The 14,521-nt window shown below is 42.8% G+C and carries 13 protein-coding genes; all 13 read right to left on the bottom strand.

What is annotated here, in order from left to right; translation table 11 throughout:
* Positions 1 to 25: 25 nt before the first annotated feature.
* Positions 26 to 619 (bottom strand): sporulation membrane protein YtaF, encoded by a 594-nt coding sequence (gene ytaF / locus SporoP32a_RS10020; RefSeq protein ID WP_085427764.1) that lies wholly within the window; start codon positions 617 to 619, stop codon positions 26 to 28.
* 364 nt (positions 620 to 983) lie between these two features.
* Positions 984 to 2,189, bottom strand: a complete 1,206-nt coding sequence (locus SporoP32a_RS10015; protein WP_085427763.1) for an NAD(P)-dependent malic enzyme — start codon at positions 2,187 to 2,189, stop codon at positions 984 to 986.
* A 577-nt stretch (positions 2,190 to 2,766) separates the two neighbouring features.
* Positions 2,767 to 3,303 carry a stage V sporulation protein T gene (gene spoVT / locus SporoP32a_RS10010; protein WP_085427762.1) on the bottom strand — a complete coding sequence of 179 codons (537 nt, stop codon included), beginning with the start codon at positions 3,301 to 3,303 and terminating at the stop codon, positions 2,767 to 2,769.
* A gap of 83 nt (positions 3,304 to 3,386) precedes the next feature.
* Entirely contained in the window at positions 3,387 to 6,920 is a 3,534-nt protein-coding gene (gene mfd, locus SporoP32a_RS10005) for a transcription-repair coupling factor (protein ID WP_085427761.1), read from the bottom strand.
* A 103-nt stretch (positions 6,921 to 7,023) separates the two neighbouring features.
* Positions 7,024 to 7,242: an anti-sigma-F factor Fin gene (locus SporoP32a_RS10000; protein WP_085427760.1), complete on the bottom strand. Its 219-nt coding sequence runs from the start codon at positions 7,240 to 7,242 to the stop codon at positions 7,024 to 7,026.
* A 53-nt stretch (positions 7,243 to 7,295) separates the two neighbouring features.
* Positions 7,296 to 7,862 (bottom strand): aminoacyl-tRNA hydrolase, encoded by a 567-nt coding sequence (gene pth, locus SporoP32a_RS09995; protein WP_085427759.1) that lies wholly within the window; start codon positions 7,860 to 7,862, stop codon positions 7,296 to 7,298.
* A gap of 80 nt (positions 7,863 to 7,942) precedes the next feature.
* Positions 7,943 to 8,572, bottom strand: a complete 630-nt coding sequence (locus SporoP32a_RS09990) for a 50S ribosomal protein L25/general stress protein Ctc (RefSeq protein ID WP_085427758.1) — start codon at positions 8,570 to 8,572, stop codon at positions 7,943 to 7,945.
* A gap of 70 nt (positions 8,573 to 8,642) precedes the next feature.
* Positions 8,643 to 9,602 (bottom strand): ribose-phosphate diphosphokinase, encoded by a 960-nt coding sequence (locus SporoP32a_RS09985; protein ID WP_085427757.1) that lies wholly within the window; start codon positions 9,600 to 9,602, stop codon positions 8,643 to 8,645.
* Between the two features lie 27 nt (positions 9,603 to 9,629).
* Positions 9,630 to 10,988 (bottom strand): bifunctional UDP-N-acetylglucosamine diphosphorylase/glucosamine-1-phosphate N-acetyltransferase GlmU, encoded by a 1,359-nt coding sequence (glmU, locus tag SporoP32a_RS09980; protein ID WP_085427756.1) that lies wholly within the window; start codon positions 10,986 to 10,988, stop codon positions 9,630 to 9,632.
* A 718-nt stretch (positions 10,989 to 11,706) separates the two neighbouring features.
* The gene (spoVG, locus tag SporoP32a_RS09975) at positions 11,707 to 11,994 is read right to left on the bottom strand and encodes a septation regulator SpoVG (protein ID WP_085427755.1); all 288 of its coding nucleotides are present in this window, start codon (positions 11,992 to 11,994) and stop codon (positions 11,707 to 11,709) included.
* Between the two features lie 252 nt (positions 11,995 to 12,246).
* Positions 12,247 to 12,621, bottom strand: coding sequence for a RidA family protein (locus tag SporoP32a_RS09970; RefSeq protein WP_085427754.1), 375 nt, complete (start codon positions 12,619 to 12,621; stop codon positions 12,247 to 12,249).
* Entirely contained in the window at positions 12,609 to 13,451 is an 843-nt protein-coding gene (purR, locus tag SporoP32a_RS09965; protein WP_085427753.1) for a pur operon repressor, read from the bottom strand. The genes SporoP32a_RS09970 and purR overlap by 13 nt, the downstream gene beginning before the upstream one ends.
* 58 nt (positions 13,452 to 13,509) lie before the next feature.
* On the bottom strand, positions 13,510 to 14,376 hold the full coding sequence (gene ispE / locus SporoP32a_RS09960) for a 4-(cytidine 5'-diphospho)-2-C-methyl-D-erythritol kinase (RefSeq protein WP_085427752.1): 867 nt from the start codon (positions 14,374 to 14,376) through the stop codon (positions 13,510 to 13,512).
* Between the last annotated feature and the right edge of the window lie 145 nt (positions 14,377 to 14,521).

Below are 14,521 nucleotides of genomic sequence, written 5' to 3'. Positions count from 1 at the left end.
TGATGGTTCCTAGTATACCATTTCATTAGAATAGGCGTGTGACCGCAATCAATAAAATAATGACACCACTCATGAATGTCCCGAACTGGCCAACTGACATCTTGCCAATTTGCACACCTGCCAGTTTTGCGCCCAATCCTACACCAATCGATAATGTGATGTAACTACCCACAGCCGCCGACAGCGCGATAGCTAACGGTGATAATGCCAAAAGCCCCGCACCCACTCCGTTCGTCAAAGCGTTCGCGGAAAGCGCAATCCCAAGTAACAAAGCTTCACCCAGACTAATATGCGAAGAACCGTCAAAGTCCATTTTTTCGGGTTCACTGAACACATTCGCTTGATGTTTTCTCTGTTGACGAAATGCGATCACCATGACGCGTATTCCGATGGTGCTGAGCACAGCAAACGCTATGAGATCAGGCAATATTCCTGGTAACAATACAGCTAACCATGCGCCTGAGACGATGCCGATTAAACTGAAAATGAAACAAATTGCCGCAATGAGTGCATTTGAAGTGGGTGGAATTCGAACTCGCTGTACACCGTAAGAAAGTCCGACTCCAAAGTTGTCGATACTAGATGAAATTGCAAAGCCTATGATCAGTAGCCAAGTCATTCCGCTCCCTCCAGCCTATTTGGTTTTATCATACTATACGTGCACAACGAGGCCGGCGTGTGTGCGCTAGGCGCATAGAGGAACAAACCTTAGAGCGGTTGCACAGTGTTTATGATCGCTTAGGGAGTACGATAGAGCACTCGCGCATGTAGATAGAGCGGAAGTCGGGCGCCATAGAGCGGCTAACTATGAACTATGAGCAGTTGCAGGAATTAATGAGCGCCCGACTGTTATCAGTAATTCGGAAGCCTTCGATAAAGAGTTCAGCCCGAAAGTCGAACATCGCTCTATCCTTTTCATCCACTCACTCCATAAAAAAACGTCTTCCCTATACTTGTTAGGAAAGACGGGTCATTATTCATCTTCATCTGGGTGTGGGCAAAATCAGTTCCTTTGCAACGGATACACCTGAGCGCATGGCGGCTTTACCTACCGCATGTGCAACAATTGTTGGAATACGATCATCAAATGGATCCGGAATGATGTAATCATCACGTAGATCTTCATCCTTGATCAAATCCGCAATCGCGTACGTTGCTGCGAGCTTCATCTCTTCATTGATTTCCGTCGCTCTAACGTCTAGTGCTCCACGGAATATTCCTGGGAATGCCAAGACGTTGTTGACTTGGTTAGGATAATCGGAACGGCCTGTTGCAATAATGCGCACACCGTATTCTTCAGCCAACTCAGGCTTCAACTCAGGCATTGGATTCGCAAGACCAAATACGATTGGATCCGTATTCATTAGCGCAATCAATTCCTTCGTTAGCAAGTTTGCAACGGATACACCAACGAAAATGTCTGCACCTTTCATTGCGTCTGCTAATGAACCTTCAATCTTCTCTCGATTCGTGACGCGTGACATTTCATGCTTCACACTATTCATTGCGTTCTCTCGGCCTTCATAAATAATTCCTTTTGAATCACACATAATAATGTTTTCGAAGCCCATACTCAACAATAGTTTTGTAATCGCCACTCCAGCGGCACCGGCACCGTTCAAGACGATTTTAACTTCTTCTTTTAGTTTCCCCACTACTTTCAATGCGTTAAGCAATCCAGCTCCTACTACGATCGCTGTGCCATGTTGATCGTCATGGAAAATTGGAATACTACATTCTTCACGCAATCTACGTTCAATTTCGAAACAACGGGGAGCAGAGATATCTTCCAGATTTACCGCACCAAATGTTGGGCTAATTGCTTTTACAATATTAACGATTTCATCCACATCTTTTGTATCCAGACATATAGGGAATGCATCGATCCCTGCAAATTGCTTCAGCAATAGTGCTTTTCCTTCCATTACCGGTAAAGCAGCCTCAGGGCCGATATCTCCTAAACCAAGTACAGCCGTTCCATCTGTTACAACTGCAACTAAATTCCCCTTAATTGTATATTCATACGCTAGTGATGGGTCGTGAGCGATCTCTACACATGGTTCAGCCACTCCTGGCGAGTACGCCAAACTCAAATCCTCTTTATTCTCTAACGGTACTTTCGAAACGACTTCCATTTTTCCATTGTGAATTTGATGCATGTGTAAAGAAGATTTATACTTCCTGTTCATAATATCGCTCTCCCTGTCCGGTTTTTTTATTGTTCCTTCGTGTTGGTAGTGATTATAAGCGCAAACGCAAACCAATTACAAGCACCAATATTCTTTCAAATCAAAAAATTGAAAATTCGTAAGCGGTTACATTCCCTTTGTCAAAGGTTTTATACTGGTTTTAAAAAAAGTTAAAAAAGTTTTGACATTTGCCCTTTTTAGTAGTATGTGAAACTTTTCACTTTTGATTTTATGGCTTGTGAAGCCCTTCACTAAGCGGTTTTGTGAAATCCTTCACGTAAAAATTTTATACTTAAAAACGGAATTATACAGTCAGTATGTGAAGTATTTCACTTTTTAAATGAAGAAAAAAATTGAAGCTTTCGGAAGATATATTTGGGGTAATGTAGGTTTTTTATGCGATCGTTTTCAATATTTCATTAATAAATTATAGGTATTGTGACCACCCTATACGTACTCTCAATCTATAAATAATGTAAAACATTCAACCAACAATAAATTAGACGATAAAAAAACTCACGGTAGATACATCTACTGTGAGTTTCCATTAAAAATTTTACACATTTATCAAACTCGCTTAGTTTTCCATTTGTTTTGCCAAGAAGTTGGCTGCTGTCTCTGCAGCCTTTTGTTCAACCTCACCAACAAAGTGAACCTTTGACAGCAAATAGATCGCGCCTATTGCATCACCATTTGTAATAATTGGTGCTATACAATAGGATTTAACCTGCTCCACTTGACCAGGCACCCATTCGACCGTCTTTTCGTGTTTTTCCATGATAGTGGACCTACCATTAAGAATCTCATCACAAATGGGTGACAATTGGCGGTTCATATAATCTTTCTTGGCAAGACCCGCCACCGCGAGCATCTCGTCACGGTCACTGATCAACGCCGGCGTACCAATTGTTTCGTAAAGTGATTCCGCATATTCCACAGCAAATTCACCAAGCTCTGATATAGGTGAATACTTCTTTAATATGACTTCCCCTTCACGATCGGTGAATATTTCCAAAGGGTCACCTTCACGAATGCGAAGTGTCCTTCTAATTTCTTTTGGTATCACAACTCTACCCAAGTCATCAATTCTGCGGACAATACCCGTTGCTTTCATGTATAATGCCTCACTTTCTCGAAATGAAATGTATTTCTGAGAGTAGTATGCATCAACATTGGTCATTTTATGCAATCAAGGTGTTACAAGGCATCCGAAGATTCAACTTCCTTTGCCGTTTCCTGCATCGTGTGTACCATATCTTCAACCATATCGAACTCTGTGAACTGATTGGACTTCTTTTCATTCACGGTTACAGTAATTTGTCCGTTATCAATCGTTAGTCCAACCGCATGGCCAAACTTCAACGAGCGTTCCATCAGTTTTGCGCCGTCAGCACGAGCTGTTCCTTCTTCAGATAAACGAATTTCTACTATACCTTGCACATTTTTGATGGAGACCACGCCAGCATCACGTCCCCAAGCCTTCATGCGTCCAACGCGTAGCAATAGGTCAGCTTCAAATGGCATATCGCCAAAGCGGTCGATCATCTCGTCGACGAGCTCCAAGTAATCCTCATCGTCCGTAATCGCTTTTACGCGTTTATACATTTGGATTTTTTGATAACCATCTTGAATGTATGTTTCAGGCAAGTATGCATTAATAGGCAAGGAAATTTCGACATCCACTTTGTCTTCTTTGACAACACCGGTCTGTCTTTCTTCTATCGCTTCCTGTAGCAATTGCGAATACAAATCGAAACCGACTGAATCAATAAATCCATGTTGCTGTGAGCCAAGTAAATTTCCTGCCCCCCGAATGGATAGATCACGCATCGCAATTTTAAAGCCAGATCCAAGTTCAGTGAACTCTTTAATTGCCTGCAAGCGATTTTCCGCGACTTCAGTCAACACTTTATCACGCTGATAGAGCATATAGCTGTATGCTACACGGTTTGAACGGCCGACCCGTCCACGCAATTGATAGAGCTGTGATAGCCCCATCCGATCCGCGTCATGAACAATCAACGTATTGACGTTCGGGATGTCGATTCCTGTTTCAATGATGGTTGTCGTAACAAGCACATCGAATTCCCCTTCAAGGAAACTCAAAATCACCGCTTCCAGGGCAGCTTCCCCCATACGACCGTGTGCAGAGGCAATACGCGCTTCAGGTACCAAGTCACGGATTTCCTGCACTTTGCGATCCATATCTTCTACGCGATTATATAAATAGAAGACCTGTCCGCCGCGGCCCATCTCTCGCTCAATTGCTTCTCGTACCAAACCACCGTTATGTTCCATGACATATGTCTGGACAGGGAAGCGATTGGCTGGTGGTGTTTCAATGACAGACAAGTCACGTACGCCCATCATCGACATATGCAAAGTCCTTGGGATCGGTGTAGCAGTCAACGTCAAGACGTCTACGTTATTTTTCAACTGCTTCAACTTTTCTTTATGTGTTACACCAAAACGTTGCTCTTCATCGACAACGAGAAGCCCAAGATCTTGATACACTACGTCTTTTGACAATAATCGATGTGTTCCGATCACAATATCGACAGTTCCCGCTTTCAGTCCTTTGATCGTTTCATCTTGTTCTTTCTTCGTGCGAAAACGATTAAGTAATGAAACGGTTACAGGATAATCTGCGAAACGTTCTTTCATCGTTTCGAAATGTTGCTGTGCCAAAATAGTAGTGGGAACCAAAAAGGCCACTTGTTTACCGTTCGTTACCGCTTTAAATGCAGCACGGATCGCAACTTCCGTTTTTCCATACCCTACATCCCCACATAACAGTCGATCCATTGGTCGTATACGTTCCATATCTTTCTTGATTTCGTCAATGGATTGTAACTGGTCTTGCGTTTCTTCATATGGGAAAGCATTTTCAAATGAACGTTGCAAATCATCGTCTTCACCAAAAGCAAATCCTTTTTCTGCTTCTCGCCTTGCGTACAACTTGATCAAGTCATCTGCAATATCTTGTATGGCTGCTGTCACTTTGCGCTTTGTTTTAACCCAATCGGTACCGCCAAGTTTATGTAGCTTCGGCTCTTTTTCACCGGACGCGACATACTTTTGAATTAAATCAATCTGATCAGCAGGAACAAAGAGTTTATCTTCACCGCGGTAACGAATATCTAAATAGTCTTTCTGGATGCCTTTGACATCAAGTGTAACGACGCCATAATATTTCCCAATACCGTGATGAACGTGGACGATATAGTCGCCTGGCTTGATTTCCGAGTAACTTTTGATCCGCTCCGCGTTCGTTAGTTTAGGGGCTCGTGCTTTACGTTTCGGCTTGCCTGTAAACAGTTCTGCGTCTGTAATAACCGCAAGTTTCTGAAACGGCAATTCAAATCCCGCAGACAAATCCCCTTCTATAATCGACAACATACCTTCTTTACTAGGCTTACCATCTATTACTGCTTCTATATCATACTCTCGTAAAATCTCTTGGATCGTATGCATTCTTTCATTTGAAGAAGCTAATAGAAAGACGTTATATTTACCTTGCTTCCAACGTTCTATTTCACTTTTCAGCAGTGGCATCTGGCTATGGAATTGTTGCATTGGCTTACAAGAAATTGAAATAGATTTCTTAATAGTAAATCCAGGTACCGCACGGGTAAATAATGATAAATAGAATCGTTGCTGCTTAATACCCTCAAGAACTTGTTCGTATTTCCACGCTAGTTTCGTATCATGTAGCATTTTCCCGTCTTCAAGCATCGAAAGCTGATACTCCTGCTCTTCTGACTCCAACGTAGCCACCGATTCTTGTATGCGGCCCAATTCATCAAAAATGATAAGACCGTTTGTCGGCAAGTAATCAGTTAACATCGCACTTGCTTCAGAGGAAAATGACGCGTATTTCTTCATCGCTTCTGGCACAATACCATCTTTCATCATGCCTATATCTTGCATAATCGTCATCAATAATTGCTGTTGCAATTCTTCACTTTTAATTTTAGTTAAACTTTCGCCCAACGCTTGCTCCACTTTTTGTGAAACTTGTTGTAATTCATCAGGTGTCCAGATAAATTCGGTCGCTGGTAACAAAGTAATTGAATTCAATTTACCTGTAGAACGCTGATCTTCTGCCGAAAATGTTCGGATCGAATCAATCGTCGTATCGAATAACTCAATACGTACAGGTTCTGCCATCGTCAGCGGATAGACGTCTAATATTCCACCACGCAACGCAAATTCACCCGGTGCACTCACCAGGTCTTTTCGTATATAGCCCATGGATACCAGCTTCTCGAGCCAAATCCCTATATCAATCTCGTCATCTGTCGTAGCCGTTACATAGTGCGCCAACCAGCGCTCCTTTGACGGCAATAACTTGCGCAAGCCCGCGACTGGCGTGATATATATACCACTGCCTGTACGCGCCATGTGATCTAACGTGTCAATCCTGCCTGCACGCAGTTCATAACTAGCGAATGAAAAGTCTGCGGCAACTAATTCTTCCGCTGTATACAAGTGAATATGCTCATCACTAACCAATTTACTTAAATCTTCATATGTTCGTTGTGCCTGCAGCATATTGGGTGAGACGATCAAGACAGGACGTGTCAGTGACTGCTGAATTAATTTAAAGAAAATCGCTTTGGAACCACCTGAAAGACCTGTAATCAACTGCTGATCCTGTCCATCTTCTAAATCGTTCAGCAAGCCTTGAATCTCTTTCTCTTCCAGAAAAAGTTGTTCTATTACTCCCACTCGACTCCTCCTCCTTATCTATTAAATTAGTGCATCTATTTATGTCGTTCAGAATACTTTATGCACAAAAAGCTTTGGCAATCAGCGCCAAAGCATCTGTTACTTATTGTAACCATTTCTTTAAGGTGTAATAATCCGGGAACGTCTGCAATGATTGCTCGCAGTGTTCACAAATACATCGTATGTGCAAGCCACCATCCGGATCTACGGATAAATATGAACTTTTATCTGCGTCGTCTAACTGACTAATAGTTTCCTTGGCTGATTCAAATGGAATGGAACCCATTTCCGTCTGGCAGTGATTGCAAGAATAACGGATCATACTCTCTTCACCTTCCTTTTTCAAAGTATAGGCAAAGAGTGTCCGTATTATGCTTATCCGTTAAATTTATTCATCACTTCGAGGAATGGTGTCTTTTTTGTCGTCCATTCTTCACAAGCATCTGCACTTTTTTGTATCGCATCTTCAATCAATGGCTGCTCGTCTTTGCTAAACGGGGATAATACATAGTCAGCGACTTTCATACCACCAGTCGGACGGTCAACACCGATACGGATACGATTGAATTCAGACGTGCCTAGGTGTGCAATGAGCGATTTCATGCCATTGTGGCCGCCAGCACTTCCTTTTTGTCGAAGTCGAATCTTTCCTGCAGGTAAATCTAAATCATCGTATAACACAACAATTTCTTCATCATTTACTTCAAAATAATCCGCTAAAGGGCGAACGCATTCTCCAGACAAGTTCATATACGTCATCGGCTTCAGTAAAATCACTTTACCTTCAGACGTATGGACAGTTGTAAATAGCCCATTAAACTTTTGCTGGAACGCTGGTGCTTGAAAGCGTTTAGCTAATTCATCAATGACTTGAAATCCAATATTGTGACGCGTGTTTTCATAGTTCTTCCCGGGATTTCCGAGACCAATTAGTAATTTCATGTTTTTCTCTTCCTTTTCTAAACGATATATATACATAGAAAAGGAGCGCACGGTTTACACTCGTGCGCCCATTTTGTAACTTATTTTTCTTCTTTATCTTCACCGATTACTTCCGGCTCTGCTTCAGTGCTTTCAGTAGCTTCATCCAATGCTTCTAGTTCAGCTTCAGTACGTGGTGCAGAGATTGTTACTAATCCTACTTCATCTTCAGTTAGGATTTCAAACTTCACTTTGTCGCGAATATCGCTAACAAGAATCGTTTCTCCGATTTGAAGTTCAGAAACATCAACGTCGATATGATCAGGAATATCAGAAGGTTTTACGCGGATTGTAACTTCCCATACTGGTTGTTGAACAGTTCCGCCTTCTTTTTCACCTGGAGAAGTTCCAACTAGGTTGATTGCTACGTCTACTTCAAGCTCTTCTGTCATGTTGATCGCTAAGAAGTCAGCGTGTGTAAGGAAACCAGTCAATACGTCAGACTGGTAATCGTTTAGTACAACGTTTACATCTTTATCTTCAACAGTCAATTTGATTACGCCATTTCTTCCTGTTTCACGAAGTGTGTCTAGAAGATCGCGTTCTTTTACTGCGATTGGTGTGCTTTCCGTTTTGTAACCATAAACTACGGAAGGAATCCATCCATTTTTTCGTAATTCGCTTACTGATTTCTTGTCAGTTTCTCTTGATTTCGACTGAATTGTGCTCATTTGTCAAGTCACCTATCCTATCATATTTTTTTGGGATTTTTAATATCAGAAGACAAGTGTTAACTTGTCATCACTCAAATAATGTACTTACAGATTTGTTCTCAAACACACGAATAATTGCAGATGCCAATAATGGCGCAATGGATAGCTGTTTGATTTTTGGAGATTGTTTACTTTCCGGCAATTTAATAGAATTCGTAATCACTAATTGCTTGATTTGAGAATTATTAATGCGCTCAATCGCTGGTCCGGATAAAACAGGGTGTGAACAACAAGCATACACTTCTTTGGCTCCACTTTCAATTAAGGCGCTCGCAGCAATCGTGATAGTACCAGCTGTATCGATAATATCATCGATCAATATCGCGGTCTTTCCTTCTACATTGCCAACGATATTCATGACCTCCGCTACGTTAGGGCGTGGACGACGCTTATCAATAATCGCAATTGGCGCTTTCATACGATCAGCCATTTTACGCGCTCGTGTTACACCGCCGTGGTCAGGTGAAACGATAACCAAGTCATCGCCCCCTAGTCCTTCGCTCTGGAAGTACTCAGTTAAGATCGGCTCTGCAATCAAGTGATCGATTGGAATGTCGAAGAAACCTTGAATTTGTGGTGCATGCAAGTCTACTGCAATTACGCGGTCAGCTCCTGCTTTTTCTAGTAAGTTCGCAACTAATTTAGCCGTGATAGGTTCACGTGAACTCGCTTTACGGTCTTGGCGTGCATAGCCGTAATATGGCATTACCACGTTAATCGTACGCGCGGAAGCACGCATTAAGGCATCTAGCATAATGAGAAGCTCCATTAGATTATCGTTGACCGGATTAGAAGTGGATTGAATAACAAATACTTCACAGCCACGGATGCTTTCATCGATATTGATTTGGATTTCTCCGTCACTAAAACGTTTGACTGAGAGTTTGCCGAGCGGAAGCCCGATTTGCTCTGCTACTTCTTGTGCAAGTGGTTCATTCGCAGTTAAAGAAAAGATTTTCAGTTTGTCGTTTGGATAATGATTTGCCATGATGGCCCTCCTGTTGGTTGGGTAAGATTAGTTTTTTACGTATCCTTCTTTATTCTCTTGCCGAACGCGTGCAATTGCAAGTGAATTTTCAGGGACATTTTTTGTGACTGTGGATCCCGCTGCCACAATCGCATTCTTTCCTATCGTCACTGGTGCGACTAAATTGGCATTGCATCCAATGAAGGCATAATCTTCTATCTCTGTCTTGTGTTTGTTTTTACCGTCGTAATTCACTGTAATCGTACCACAGCCAACGTTAACATTCTTGCCTATTTCCGTATCTCCTATATAGCTGAGGTGTGAAACTTTACTACTGTCACCAAGTCGTGATTTTTTCACCTCGACAAAGTTTCCAACTTTCACATGATCCCCGAGCTGTGTTTCAGGACGCAAGTGAGCAAATGGCCCAACTGCCGTCTGATTGCCTATAGCGCTATCACGGACAACTGAAGAATGAACTGTCGTGTGGTCGCCCACCGTACTGTTTTGAATGTGACTGTTCGGACCAATAATACATTGCGAACCGATCTTCGTAGCGCCTTCAATGATTACGCCAGGTTGTATAATCGTGTCACGACCAATTTCAGCTTCTGCACTAATCACTGTTTGCTCAGGACTGATGATTGTGACGCCATTACGCATATGCTTCTCTGCTATCAGTTGACGCATGCCTTTTTCAGCCTTCGCTAATGCTACACGATCATTGACACCTAGCGTTTCATGGAAGTCTGGCGTCGTGTAAGCTGAAATTCTCTGCCCTTCAGATTTCAAGATTCCTAATACGTCTGGAAGATAGTATTCGCCTTGTGCGTTATCGTTGTTCACTTTTTTCAGCGTGTCGAATAGCACACGGTTATCAAAGCAGTACGTACCTGTATTGATTTCCTTGACGAGGCGTTCTCCATCATTTGTATCCTTATGTTCGACGTTCCGTACTACGTCGCCGTTCTCTGCGCGGATGATTCGACCATATCCCGTCGGATCATCTGCAATTGCAGTAAGTATCGTTGCCTTCGCTTCTGTTTCGTGATGGTGTGCAAGGAGTGCTGCCATCGTTTCCGTGCTGATTAGGGGTGTATCACCGCAGACGACAAGTGTGGTGCCGTCAAGATCTGCAAGTACGGCCTCCGCTTGTTGCACAGCATGGGCAGTGCCTAATTGTTCTGCCTGCAGGGCGTATTCACTTTTGTCGCCCAATGTTTGCTCTACCATTTCAGCGCCGTGACCGACAATCGTGACAATCCGATCTGCTTGAAGATCACGAATATGATCGATCACATGCTCCACCATCGGCTTGCCACAGACTGGATGAAGTACTTTGTAAAGATCCGACTTCATTCGCGTGCCCTGTCCTGCTGCTAGGACGATCGCATATGTGTTTTCCATCTGTCAGCCTCCATCCTTATTTGATAAATTCATAATTGACTATATCGGAAATGACTGACTTTTTCAAGCATATCCCCTTGACAATTACATAGGTTTATTTTATGATTGTTAATCTTTTTGCGAATATATCGGTATAGGAATAAAAGTTTTAACCAAAGTGTCATTGAAATGGAGAGTTACGTTTTGAGTACAAGGGGATTGAAGCTCCAGCTGGGGACGCTTTCCGGTGGGCGTGGCTTGAGCCGCTTCCTCCGCTTTCAGCTCCGTCCAGGGTCTCAAGGCGCACGCTGATCCACTCGGAGTCGCCCCAGCTTCCGCTTCAATCCTACATAGATAGCGGAAAGATATAGATCACTCACTAGCGGTAATGTGTAATTTATTGTTGTCTTTTAACTTGTTTAAGTTCAAGTACATAAAAATACAAACCTAACTTCTATGGACAATAATAAGTATTATCTACTTACAATGCAGGGATTTTCGTTGCGAGCGGCGACTCCCGATGGATCAGCTCGAAAGGAGAGACAACCAAAAGGGAGCTTGCGACCTGGTTGGCTCACCGAGAGCCCATGGGAAAGCGTCCGCTCGCAACGAAAATCCCATCCCCTATCCCATTTCTAGCTTTTCCATTACTATTTCAAAACAACAAAAAGGCCATCTACTCGAATAGATGGCTTTTTTGTGGATACGACATATGGAAACGCTGTCTTACTTTATAAAATTATAGAACAGCCTCTTGCAATTCCCCTTGCTGCTCGCCTACTTGATGATATGCTGCCAGGATGGACTCTTGTACCTTAGTTCGTGCATCCGAATTAATCGGATGTGCCACATCGCGGAACTCCCCATCCGGTGTGCGCTTGCTCGGCATTGCCACGAATAATCCGTCATTCCCCTCGATGACTCGGATATCATGGATGACAAATTGATCGTTAAGCGTAATGGAAGCAATTGCTCTCATTCTACCTTCCGTGTCTACCTTGCGTAATCTCACATCTGTGATCTCCATTTTCCCCACTCCCTTGTTGTCTACTGACACTGAACGTATTCTAGGTTAGTTGGTATGATTACATTTTAACCATAATACTTGTGCTGATTCTATAATACTAGTTTTCCCGTCAAATGAAAATAGAATTTTTTGTGAATTTTTAAATTTTTGTATAATACTTCAAATGTCAGGCTACTTTTAGCCTAATTATTATGCCATAACGAGAAAAATCCGCCATGATCTTATGCTGATCATGGCGGATTTCAATTTCTATTATTGACAAAGCGCGATTGCTTCTATTTCCACTCGTACGTCTTTTGGAAGGCGTGCCACCTCCACTGTCGAGCGAGCCGGTTTGTGCTCACCGAAGTGTTCTTCATAAATGGCGTTTAACGCTCCGAATTCATTCATATCCTGAATGAATACTGTCGTTTTAATGACTTGTTGTAAACTTGAACCTGCTTCTTCAAGTACTTTTTTTAGGTTGTGAAGAACTTGATTCGTTTGTTCTTCGATTCCGCCGCTTACTACTTCCCCAGCAAGCGTCAGAGGAATTTGTCCAGACGTGTACACTACTCCGTTCACTTTTACTGCCTGTGAATACGGTCCAATTGCTTGTGGAGCTTGTTCTGTTTTTACGTATTCCATAACTCATTACCGCCTCTCGTGAAATAATTTCCTTCTTCCAGCTCAATCTTACGGTGTTTCTCGTCAACCGCATGCAGTTTCACCAATGAAAGATAATCATCTACCAGAACTTCTTCGAGATGTTCAGCTTCCACCAAAACCGCCACTCCGCCAAGTTCACAGTCGAATTCTTCAAGCAGGCTCTTCATACCTTGCATCGTGCCGCCCACTTTCATAAAATCATCTGTCAACAATACTTTCTGACCGCTCTGCATACTTCTCTTCGACAGCACCATCGTCTGGATCCTGCGCGCAGAACCCGAAACGTAATTAATGCTGACAGTAGAACCTTCCGTCACTTTGCTATCTCTTCGAACGACGATGACAGGTACGTTCAAATGCCGCGCAATCGCGTGGGCGATAGGAATGCCCTTTGTCGCAACTGTCATAATTGCATCAATTTCTTTATCATAGAAAGCTGTCGCAATTACTTTGCCGATTCGATCAAGAAACCTGGGATTTCCTAACAGATCAGTCATATACAAATAACCACCTGGAAGTAGTCGATCTGACTTTCTAAGTTCGTTCATTAATGAATGAATGACTTCTTTTATCTCCTCACGACTGACTAACGGAATATATTTAATACCGCCAGCCGCACCTGAAATCGTGATTAAACGACCCGTACCGCTTTCTTCAAATGTCTCTTTCAAAATACCAAGATCTTCACTAATTGAGGACTTGGCGGCTGAATACCGGTTCGAAAAAAACGTCAAAGAAATGAGTGTGTGTGGATTTTCCAGCAAATGACGCGTCATATCGACAAGCCTTTCACTTCTTTTCCATTTCATATAATACCGACTCCTAAATCCGAATGATTTATAAGTAGACTATCATAATCGTCCGGTATTAATCAACTACAATACGTTCACCAAGCATACGTACGGCATGTACATCCTGGCAGAACCCTTTCAAGGCGTTGACGATTCTTGGTACACGCGATTCATGCTTCACTAATCCAAAGACTGTCGGACCGCTACCGCTCATTAAAACAGCATCTGCCCCAAAACGCTCCATTTGTTCTTTAAGTATGACAACTTCTTTATGGAGACCCATCGTTACGGGCTCCAGTACATTTCCTAGCGAAGCACACATCTTGTCATAATCACTTGCCTGCAAAGCTTCCATCATACGCTCCGTTTGGGGATGCGAAATGGAGGACAAGTCCAACTGACCATAGATATTGCCTGTCGATACGCCAATTGTCGGCTTCGCCAGCACGACCCAGCAATTAGGTGGAGCTGGTAGATGAGTGATATCTTCTCCACGTCCCCTTGCAATAGCCGTGCCACCGTATACACAGAACGACACGTCTGAGCCAATTTCGGAACCAAGCACCGCTAATTGATCAAGTGATAGCCCGAGATTCCACAGCCGATTCAATCCACGAAGAGCTGCAGCTGCATCTGAGCTACCACCTGCTAGTCCAGCGGCAATCGGTATATTCTTATCCAGAGTAATTTCAACTCCATAATCCAAGCTATAGCGCTTACGCAATAAATCCGCTGCCTGATACGCCAAGTTTTTGCGATCATTCGGCACAAATCGATGAGACGATTTAATTGTAATAGCATGATCCGTCGTTGGACGAAGCCATATACGGTCTGCCAAATCAACCGTTGTCATAATCATTTCGACATCATGATAGCCATCCGGTCTTTTGCTTAACACATCTAATGTTAAGTTGATTTTCGCAGGCGCCTTTTCGTAAATCATGATAAAAGCTCCCTCCCCACAGCATTGTTCTTGCTCATATATTACCACAGAATGAATAGAACATAGGAGGATTAATAAAAAAAAGAACCGCAAAGAAATACACGGTTCTTTACTCTAATTTTGATAGGGCAGTCATTAGACATTT

It is taken from the genome of Sporosarcina ureae, from assembly GCF_002109325.1.
GTDB classification, from domain to species: domain Bacteria; phylum Bacillota; class Bacilli; order Bacillales_A; family Planococcaceae; genus Sporosarcina; species Sporosarcina ureae_C.
This window is presented reverse-complemented; position numbering and strand designations above follow the sequence as displayed.